Source organism: Pseudomonas sp. yb_5 (genome assembly GCF_043103865.1).
GTDB lineage: Bacteria > Pseudomonadota > Gammaproteobacteria > Pseudomonadales > Pseudomonadaceae > Aquipseudomonas > Aquipseudomonas putida_Y.
In genome coordinates, this window is record NZ_JBICKE010000034.1 from 1 (window position 1) to 9481 (window position 9481).

Here is a 9481-nt window from a genome sequence, read left to right on the forward strand (position 1 = left end):
CAGGAAAAACATCAAAAAAAACCCCGGCGCAGAGGCCGGGGTTTTCGTGAAACAGGCAGCAGTTTCAGCGAGCGTAGGTCATCAGCACGTCCGCAGCAGTCTGGCTGTCCACACCCATCATCACGCTCAGGGCAGTAACGGTGAGGATGGAGAAGCCGAACACCTTGCGGGCCCACTTGCTGTCGTCCTCGGCCTTGTAACCACCCCAGGCCATGTACAGCCAGTACAGGCCCATGGCTGCTGCCACGGCCAGGTAGCCGAGGCCGGCGTAACCGCCGAGGGTAAGCATCAGGGTGGCGAGCACGAAGGCCAGCACGTACAGCACGATCTGCTTTTTCGCCGCGAGGATGCCACGTGCCACCGGCAGAACCGGAATGTTGGCAGCGCTGTAATCCTTGAAGCGGAAGATCGCGATGGCAAAGCTGTGCGGCATTTGCCAAAGGCTGAACATCACCAGCAGGGTTACCGCAGCCAGGTCGAAGCTGTTGCTCACGGCGCAGTAGCCGATCACCGGAGGCATGGCACCCGACAGGCTGCCGACCAAGGTGCCGTGCACCGACTTACGCTTCAGCCACAGGCTGTAGAAACCGACGTAGACGACAAAGCCAATCAGTGCGCAGAACGCAGACAGCGGGTTGGCCTGGACATACAGCAGGCTGAAACCCGCCACCCCGAGCAGGGTGGCGTAGATCAGCGCGAGGGGCAGCGACATGCCGCCCTGAACCATGACACGGTTCTTGGTGCGCTCCATCTTGTGGTCGATGTCACGGTCGATGCAGTTGTTGAACACGCATCCGGACGCAACCACCAGAGAAGTACCGATCACCACCGCCAGGAACAGGGCGAAATCCACATGGCCCTTCGAGGCAAGGAAGAAACCGCCTGCCACGGAAAGCACGTTACCGAAAATGATCCCCGGTTTGGTGATTTGGATAAAGTGCTTAACGGACATGCAGTCTTACCTCACTTGGCCAACATTTCGAAGTGGATGCTGAACATGATCCACAGCGACAGGCCGACAAGCAGAGCGATCACCAGGGTGGTGAACAGGAACGTCGAAACGTTGTTGCGTTGCTCTTTCGAGCGGTCCATGTGCAGGAAGTAAACCAGGTGAACAACCACCTGGATCACGGCCATGGCAACAATGATCAGAACGGTCAGGTTCTTCGGCAGGCTGGCGGTCATGGCCAGGCCGAACGGGATCGCAGTCAGGATGATCGACAGTACAAAACCGATCATGTACGACTTGACGCTGCCGTGATTACCTTCGTGATGAGTGTCGTGTGCGTTAGCCATTACAGAACCCCCAGCAGGTAAACGACGGTGAATACGCAGATCCAGACCACGTCCAGGAAGTGCCAGAACAGGCTCAGGCAGCTCATGCGGGTCTTGGCGGTCGGCGTGATGCCGTGCTTGTTGATCTGGTACATCATGATTGCCATCCAGATCAGACCAGCAGTCACGTGCAGACCGTGGGTACCTACCAGGGCGAAGAAGCCCGACAGGAAGCCACTGCGCTGCGGGCCGAAGCCCTCGCTGATCAGGTGATGGAACTCATAGATTTCCATCGCGATGAAGCCTGCACCGAACAGGAAGGTCACAGCCAACCAGCCCAGTACGCCAGCTTTCTTGCCATCGAACATCTTCAGCATGGCGAAGCCGAAGGTGATCGAGGACAGCAGCAGGAGCAGCGTTTCAACAGCTACGAAATCGAGCTGGAAGATGTCATGACCCGACGGGCCGCCGGCAAAACTGCCGGACAGCACCGCGTAGGTGGCGAAGAGCGACGCAAACAGGATGCAGTCGGTCATCAGGTACAGCCAGAAGCCCAGTACGGTCATCTGGCCCGAGTCGTGGTGGTGGTCGTCGTGCCCATGGTCGTGACCATGAGCAGCGCCGTGCATTACTTGACTGGACATTGATTACACCCGCTCAAACGATTCGACACGTGCGCCGGCAGGCAGAGCACCTGCTTTGGCCAGCGCTTTCATACGCTCGCCTTCGATGCGCGCCACTTCTTCGGCCGGAACCATGTAGCCCTGGTCGTCACGTGCAGCGTGGCGAACGAAGACAGCGATGGTTGCAACCAGGCTCGCGCCAACCAGCCACCAGATGTGCCAGATGAAGGCGAAGCCGAAGACGGTCAGGAACAGGCCCATGAACAGACCGGTAGCGGTGTTGCTCGGCATGTGAATGGCTTCGTACTTGGCCGGAGCCTTGTACGCAACGCCTGCTTCCTTGGCTTCGTGCCAGCAGTCCAGGCCAACTTTCTCAGGCATGTGAGCGAAGTTGTAGAACGGAGGTGGCGAAGAAGTCGACCATTCCAGGGTACGGCCGCCCCATGGGTCGCCGGTCACGTCCAGGTTCTGGTTGCGGTCGCGGACCGAAACGACGATCTGGATCAGCTGGCAAGCGATACCGAACAGGATCAGCACGGCGCCGACAACGGCTACGTACAGGTAGGGTTCCCATAGTGGGTTGTCGGAGTGGTTCAGACGACGGGTCATGCCCATGAAGCCCAGGGCGTACAGCGGCATGAACGCAACGTAGAAGCCCGACAGCCAGAACCAGAAGGCAGCTTTGCCCCACTTCTCGTTCAGGGTGAAGCCGAAGGCTTTCGGGAACCAGAAGGCGAAACCGGCGATGTAGCCGAATACCGCGCCACCGATGATCACGTTGTGGAAGTGCGCAATTACGAACAGGCTGTTGTGCAGGACGAAGTCAGCACCCGGAACAGCCAGCAGTACGCCGGTCATGCCACCGATGGAGAAGGTGACCATGAAGCCCAGGGTCCAGAGCATCGGTGCGGTGAAGCGCACACGGCCTTGGTACATGGTGAACAGCCAGTTGAACAGCTTCACACCGGTCGGAATGGAGATCAGCATCGTCGCCAGGCCGAAGAAGGTGTTGACGCTGGCGCCGGCACCCATGGTGAAGAAGTGGTGCAGCCATACAGCAAAGCCGAGGATGGCGATCGCGCCCGATGCGTAAATCATCGAGTGGTGGCCGAACAGGCGTTTGCCAGAGAACGTCGAAGTTACTTCCGAGAACACGCCGAAGGCCGGCAGGATCAGGATGTAAACCTCAGGGTGACCCCACGCCCAGAACAGGTTGACGTACATCATCGGGTTCCCACCAAGCTCGTTGGTGAAGATGTGGAAGTCCAGATAACGGTCAACAGTCAGCAGAGCGAGTGCAGCAGTCAGGATCGGGAACGAAGCGACGATCAGTACGTTGGCCCAGGTGCAGGTCCAGGTGAAGATCGGCATGTCCATCAGCTTCATGCCAGGTGCGCGCATCTTCATCACGGTGACGAGGAAGTTCACGCCGGTAAGTGTCGTACCCAATCCGGATAGCTGTAGCGCCCAGATGTAGTAGTCGACACCCACCCCAGGGCTGTACTGAATGCCCGCGAGCGGCGGATAGGCAACCCAGCCGGTCTTGGCGAATTCACCAACGCCCAGCGAGATGTTGACCAGCAGCACGCCTGCCAGCAGCAGGTAGAAGCTCAGGGAGTTCAGGAACGGGAAGGCAACGTCACGTGCACCGATCTGCAGAGGAACCGCCAGGTTCATCAGGCCGGTGAAGAACGGCATCGCCATGAAGATGATCATGATCACACCGTGAGCGGTGAAGATCTGGTCATAGTGTTCAGGCGGCAGGTAGCCTTCGGAGCCGCCGGTTGCGGCAGCCAGCTGGGTACGCATCATGATGGCGTCGGCGAAGCCGCGCAGCAGCATGACCATCGCGACGATGATGTACATCACGCCGATCTTTTTGTGGTCGACAGTAGTCAGCCACTCGCTCCACAAGTAGGTCCACTTGCGGAAATAGGTGATAAGACCGACGACAGCGATACCGCCGAGCGCGATCATGGCAAGCGTCACCATGACTATCGGCTCGTGATAGGGTATCGCCTCCAGGCTTAGTTTACCGAACATCTCTTACTCCTCTGCACCGGCAGCTGGTTGCATACTCGATTCCACACCCTTGGTTGTGGCCAGATCTGTGCTGCCTGCTTCTTCGTGGCTACGACCGCGGTTCATGCCTTCGTACTTGTCGACGATCAGCTGGAACTGCTCAGGCGAAGCCTCGCTGTACAGCGCGACCGGGTTGTTTTCGCTTGGTTTGGCCAAGGCGGCATATTCGGCCTTGTCCAGCTTCTTCGGCGACTGCTTGACTTCAGCGACCCACTTGTCGAAGTCTTCCTGAGAGGTGGCAGTAGCCTTGAATTTCATGCCGGTGAAGCCAGCACCGCTGTAGTTGGCGCTGATACCGTCGAATTCGCCATTTTCGTTGGCGATCAGGTGCAGCTTGGTGGTCATGCCGGCCATGGCGTAGATCTGGCCGCCCAGGCCCGGGATGAAGAACGAGTTCATCACGGCGTCGGAAGTGACGCGGAAGTTGACCGGGGTATTAGCCGGGAAGACGATCTTGTTGACCGTGGCAATGCCCTGCTCCGGGTAGATGAACAGCCACTTCCAATCCAGCGCGACCACGTCGATCTGAACCGGCTTCACGTCCGAATCCAGCGGACGATAAGGGTCCAGCTTGTGGGTGGAGTGGTAGGTGACGTAACCCAGGGCGATGATGATCAGGATCGGGATGATCCACACCGCGGCCTCGATCTTGGTCGAGTGCGACCAGTCCGGGGTGTAGGTGGCTGCCTTGTTGGAAGCACGGTACTTCCAGGCGAACGCCAGGGTCATGATGATGACAGGAATTACCACCAGCAGCATCAGGCCGGTAGCGATCAGGATCAGGTTCTTTTGCTCAATGCCGACCTGGCCCTTCGGGTCGAGCAGGGTCCAGTTGCACCCACTGAGTAAAAGCATGCCTAAAAAGGGCAATATGCCAAACAGTCTGGGGTAACGCTTTTTACTCATCTCACGACCTCTAGATCAGCTTGCTTCAATGCAATTTGTGTTTTGGTAGCCAACACTTCGTCCTGCCAAGTGAGGCATTTCGCGCCCGTACTCACTCCTGCCTGGGGTCCGACTGCAGGACCTTGGCTTCAAGCGGGTTAGCGGTGCTTATGGTTTCGTAGGCAACAGGCCTGTACTTCAGACCAAGTCCATTTGGTGCGGGAAAACGCGGAGGGGTGTCCGCCCGGTATCGCCGTTGGGCGAAACTTGACGAAGTCAGCAAAAAGGAGCGCTGAGGCTTCCTTCAATCCTGCGACTCGCAAGCAGTGCCGAACGGAAATTGGGGGCGATTGTAGATAGGTCGCCAACCCTTGACTATGACTTATTGAGCAACAGTCTTTTACAGAATCCGTAACAATGCTGCTCAAGAATTCAACTTCGCGACAGTTTGTCGCACCCCGCTTGCCAGGCCTCAAAGCCGCATTCTGCAAGGCTTAGGGATTGATCTGGATCAAGCGGTGCGCAACTTTTCCCTCTCCTCATGCGGTGCAAAAGACCCCATGCAATTCGGGACTTTTGTCTAAACCTGGCGTCGGTTGCGGTAGATACCGAGCGGAACCAGGACGGCGGTCAGCACGAACGCCACAAGTGCCCATTGCGCCAGCGACAGACCGAGGATCGGCGGGTAGGGCGTGCTGCAGAAGCCGTCGACCTGAAATGCCAGTGGCCACAGCTTTGCCAGTGGCAGGTCATCCACGATCGGCTGCAAGGTATCGATACCGCAACTGACCATGGGGTTGGCGAGTATATACACATGGTTGCCGGCCGCAACGATTCCGCCAATTGCACTGATCACCACCAGCGCTTCGAAGAAGGTCAGGCTGCGGCGCCCGGGCATCGCCGCCGCGATGAAGGCAAACACGGCAATGAACAGCAGTGCATAACGTTGCAGGATGCACAACGGGCAAGGTGCCTCGCCCAGCACCACTTGCATGTAGAGGGCACCGCCGATCAGCGAGAGGCAGATCAGGCCCAACAGCACCAGAAAGCGCCGTTCCCGATTTAGGCGCGATGTTTGTTCGTTCATTGCCGGTTCCTTCGATGGATAGTGGCAGCGTGGTCCGCCTGCCTGGGCGCAAGTCTACACGCTGGGCAGGGCCTGTGAGCGTGCCGAGGAAGCGGTGCGATAGCACTGCGCAGGACTATCCGGTGTGGCTGAGACCGGCCGCAACGACGTCGGTTCAACGCCAGGCGGCAAAAAACGGCTGCCCAGGTGCCGCGCAGGGGCAAGCCCCTCGACACCCGGGAGTGAAGGATAACGTGATTAAAGGACGATTAAGGATGAAAGCTGCGCAGGTGTTTTCATCTCTTCTTTATATATAGGCAGAGAGGTGTGCTGCAGCGGGGGACGAGTACTCTATAGGCCTGTACCGGCCCTTTCGCGGGTAAACCCGCTCCTACAGACGGCACCACATTCAAGACCGGTGCAATACCTGTGGGAGCGGGCTTGCCCGCGAAGAGGCCGGCACAGGCGCTACATCACTCCAGCGCTGCCGCCGGCCCGAAGAACTCGTAGCGGCTCTGCTGCTCCGGCACGCCCAAGCCCTTCAACTGACGCTTGACCGCCGCCATGAAGCCCTTGGGCCCGAGGAAGTAGGCATCCACGTCACGTTCCCGCGGCAGCCACTCTGCCAGCAGGTCTTCACTCAGCAAACCCACCGCATCGGCTGCAGCGCCCCCTTCCGGCTCGGCATAGCAGTAGAAGCGCTTGAGCTGTGGATGACGCGCCGCCAAGCCATCGATCCAGTCGCGGAAGGCATGCACCGCGCCGTTACGCGCACAGTGGATGAAATGCACCTCGCGCCGGGTTTGCAGTGCTGCCTGCAGCATTGCCAGGGTCGGGGTAATGCCCACCCCTCCACTGATCAGCACCAGCGGCTTGTCGCTGGCTGCCAGGGTAAAGTCCCCCGCAGGCGGGAACAGTTGCAGGGTATCGCCCACCACCAGCTTATCGTGCAGGTAGCTGGAGACCTTGCCGCCCGCCTCGCGCTTGACGCTAATGCGGTATTCCTTGCCGTCGCACAGCGCCGACAGGGAATAGTTACGGCGCTGCTCGACACCGTCAATGTCAAGCTTCAGGCCGATGTACTGGCCAGGTTCTGCCTTGAGCACCGGCATGCCGTCCACCGGGGCGAAGTAGAACGAAACGATCTCGCTGCTTTCCTGCTCACGGCGTACCAGGCGGAATTCACGTGTACCGCGCCAGCCACCCTCGGCCTCTTCCTTCTCTTTATAAAGGTTTTCTTCAGCGCCAATCAGAATGTCGGCCAGCTGGCCATAGGCCGCGCCCCAGGCGTCGATCACCGCAGGGGTGGCAATGTCCTTGCCCAGCACTTCTTCGATGGCGCGCAGCAGGCAGCTTCCGACAATCGGGTAGTGCTGCGGCAGAATCTGCAGGGCAACATGCTTGTTGATGATCTGCCCGACCAGGCCGCCCAGTTGCTCCAGTTGGTCGATATGGCGGGCATACATCAACACGCCGTTAGCCAGCGCACGCGGCTGATCGCCGCTGGCCTGGTGGGCCTGGTTGAACAGCGGCCGTACCTCGGGGTACTCGCTGAGCATCATCTTGTAGAAGTGGGTGGTCAGTGCTTCGCCGCCGCTTTCCAGCAGGGGTACAGTGGCCTTGATGATTACACGTTGTTCGGCATTGAGCATTGCAACAACTCCTGAGCCTGTGGCTTCAAATGACTGCCCATGCCATTACAGCAATCGTGCCAACTTTTAACGCCAGCAAAATCAGGGGCTTGATGCAGGTCATGTCAAAAAGACCTTCCCCCGCGTATAGTCATATCGACCCATAGGAGTCCATATGACTACAAAGCCACTGCTCACCGCCCTGCTGCCTCTGGTCAGCGACCTGTCCCGCGATTTGCCCGACCAGGAACGCTACCGCCGCCTGTTGCAAGCCATGCGTGGCCTGCTGCCGTGCGATGCCGCAGCACTGCTGCGACTGGATGGCGAATGGCTGGTACCGCTGGCAGTGGATGGCCTTAGCCCCGACACCCTCGGCCGGCGCTTTCGGGTCAGCGAACACCCGCGTTTCCAGATACTGCTCAGCCGCCCGGAGCCCACCCGTTTCGCCAGCGATTCCGAACTGCCCGACCCCTACGATGGTTTGGTCCACGCCCCCGATGCGGACCTCGAAGTGCACGACTGCATGGGCTGCCCGTTGATGGTCGATGAGCGCCCATGGGGCCTGCTCACCCTCGACGCCCTCACCCCCGGGCAGTTCCAGAGCCTGGAACTGGATGCCCTGCAGGCTTTTGCCAGCTTGGCGGCCGCCACCGTTACCGTGGCCGAGCGTATCGAGCACCTGGCCCTGCGCGCCGAGAACGAGCACCATCGCGCCGAGCTCTACCGCCAGGCCAGCAGCCAGAATAGAGAGCTGATTGGCCAGAGCCCCGCGCACAAACGCCTTGTGGAAGAAATTCGTCTGGTCGGCAGCAGCGACCTGACCGTGCTGATTACCGGCGAGACCGGCGTCGGCAAGGAGCTGGTGGCCCAGGCCCTGCACCAGGCCAGTAGCCGCTCCGACAAGCCGCTGATCAGCCTCAACTGTGCCGCCCTGCCCGACACCTTGGTGGAAAGCGAACTGTTCGGCCATGTGCGCGGCGCCTTCACCGGTGCGCATGGCGAGCGCCGCGGCAAGTTCGAGCTGGCCAACGGCGGAACACTGTTCCTCGACGAAGTGGGCGAACTGCCGCTGACGGTGCAGGCGAAGCTGTTACGCGTGCTACAAAGCGGCCAACTGCAGCGCCTGGGTTCGGACCGCGAGCACCGGGTCGACGTGCGTCTGATCGCAGCGACCAACCGCGACCTGGCTGCCGAGGTGCGTACGGGCAACTTCCGCGCCGACTTCTATCACCGCCTCAGCGTATACCCGCTGCACGTGCCACCGTTGCGCGAACGTGGGCGAGACGTGCTGCTATTGGCGGGCTACTTCCTCGAACAGAACCGTTCACGGCTGGGCCTGAACAGCCTGCGCCTGAGCCATGAGGCCCAAGCCGCGTTGATCGACTACGACTGGCCAGGCAATGTGCGCGAACTGGAACACCTGATCGGCCGCTCGGCCCTCAAGGCGCTGGGCCAGCACCCTGACCGGCCACGTATCCTCACCCTAGACGCCATCGACCTGGACCTGCGCGTGTCGGCAGCGACGCCAGGCACGCTGCCCTCCCCCGCTGCACCGCTGCAAGTGGTCACCCCGCCTGAAGGCGGCTTACGTGAAGCCGTCGATATTTACCAGCGACAGGTGATCGAAGCCTGCCTGCAGCGGCATCAGGACAACTGGGCAGCAGCGGCCCGCGAACTCGGTCTGGACCGCGCAAACCTGAGCCGTTTGGCCCGCAGGCTTGGGCTTCGCTGAGGCTTTTCTACCAAAGGATTAACCCAGAAAGCCATCTGGTTGCTTGCCCCCCGGCTGCTATATCTCCCTAACCACCCATTTGTCGACTGCCTGGTCGAGGCTGTGCGTAAAAACCCTGAGAGGGCTCTGTTACGTCGGTCGTGGCCCAAATGTCGGGCCGGGGGATCCGGATATCAGCAGGGAGCAT

The 9481-nt window shown here is 59.9% G+C and carries 8 protein-coding genes; 1 reads left to right on the forward strand and 7 read right to left on the reverse strand.

What is annotated here, in order from left to right; all coding sequences use genetic code 11:
* Positions 1 to 64: 64 nt before the first annotated feature.
* The 7 genes from cyoE to hmpA all read right to left on the reverse strand — a co-directional run bounded on the left by cyoE (position 65) and on the right by hmpA (position 7583).
* Positions 65 to 952, reverse strand: a complete 888-nt coding sequence (gene cyoE, locus ACF8GF_RS04395; RefSeq protein WP_003248596.1) for a heme o synthase — start codon at positions 950 to 952, stop codon at positions 65 to 67.
* Positions 953 to 963: 11 nt separating this feature from the next.
* Positions 964 to 1296, reverse strand: a complete 333-nt coding sequence (cyoD, locus tag ACF8GF_RS04400) for a cytochrome o ubiquinol oxidase subunit IV (RefSeq protein WP_003248599.1) — start codon at positions 1294 to 1296, stop codon at positions 964 to 966.
* Complete coding sequence (gene cyoC / locus ACF8GF_RS04405; RefSeq protein WP_019436939.1) at positions 1296 to 1919, reverse strand: cytochrome o ubiquinol oxidase subunit III; 624 nt, start codon at positions 1917 to 1919, stop codon at positions 1296 to 1298. The genes cyoD and cyoC overlap by 1 nt, the downstream gene beginning before the upstream one ends.
* A gap of 3 nt (positions 1920 to 1922) precedes the next feature.
* On the reverse strand, positions 1923 to 3941 hold the full coding sequence (gene cyoB / locus ACF8GF_RS04410; protein WP_010952047.1) for a cytochrome o ubiquinol oxidase subunit I: 2019 nt from the start codon (positions 3939 to 3941) through the stop codon (positions 1923 to 1925).
* 3 nt (positions 3942 to 3944) lie between these two features.
* The gene (gene cyoA / locus ACF8GF_RS04415; protein WP_176685511.1) at positions 3945 to 4886 is read right to left on the reverse strand and encodes a ubiquinol oxidase subunit II; all 942 of its coding nucleotides are present in this window, start codon (positions 4884 to 4886) and stop codon (positions 3945 to 3947) included.
* A 559-nt stretch (positions 4887 to 5445) separates the two neighbouring features.
* Positions 5446 to 5952: a disulfide bond formation protein B gene (locus ACF8GF_RS04420; RefSeq protein WP_176685510.1), complete on the reverse strand. Its 507-nt coding sequence runs from the start codon at positions 5950 to 5952 to the stop codon at positions 5446 to 5448.
* Between the two features lie 452 nt (positions 5953 to 6404).
* Positions 6405 to 7583 (reverse strand): NO-inducible flavohemoprotein, encoded by a 1179-nt coding sequence (gene hmpA, locus ACF8GF_RS04425; protein ID WP_392487730.1) that lies wholly within the window; start codon positions 7581 to 7583, stop codon positions 6405 to 6407.
* A gap of 154 nt (positions 7584 to 7737) precedes the next feature.
* Between hmpA and norR the strand changes: the two genes are divergently transcribed.
* Positions 7738 to 9294, forward strand: a complete 1557-nt coding sequence (gene norR / locus ACF8GF_RS04430; RefSeq protein ID WP_176685508.1) for a nitric oxide reductase transcriptional regulator NorR — start codon at positions 7738 to 7740, stop codon at positions 9292 to 9294.
* Positions 9295 to 9481: the final 187 nt, after the last annotated feature.

What these genes read in the sequence shown, in the direction of transcription:
- cyoE (WP_003248596.1), bottom strand. Translation starts at nt 952, where the DNA reads ATGTCCGTTAAGCACTTTATCCAAATCACCAAACCGGGGATCATTTTC.
- cyoD (WP_003248599.1), bottom strand. Translation starts at nt 1,296, where the DNA reads ATGGCTAACGCACACGACACTCATCACGAAGGTAATCACGGCAGCGTC.
- cyoC (WP_019436939.1), bottom strand. Translation starts at nt 1,919, where the DNA reads ATGTCCAGTCAAGTAATGCACGGCGCTGCTCATGGTCACGACCATGGG.
- cyoB (WP_010952047.1), bottom strand. Translation starts at nt 3,941, where the DNA reads ATGTTCGGTAAACTAAGCCTGGAGGCGATACCCTATCACGAGCCGATA.
- cyoA (WP_176685511.1), bottom strand. Translation starts at nt 4,886, where the DNA reads ATGAGTAAAAAGCGTTACCCCAGACTGTTTGGCATATTGCCCTTTTTA.
- ACF8GF_RS04420 (WP_176685510.1), bottom strand. Translation starts at nt 5,952, where the DNA reads ATGAACGAACAAACATCGCGCCTAAATCGGGAACGGCGCTTTCTGGTG.
- hmpA (WP_392487730.1), bottom strand. Translation starts at nt 7,583, where the DNA reads ATGCTCAATGCCGAACAACGTGTAATCATCAAGGCCACTGTACCCCTG.
- norR (WP_176685508.1), top strand. Translation starts at nt 7,738, where the DNA reads ATGACTACAAAGCCACTGCTCACCGCCCTGCTGCCTCTGGTCAGCGAC.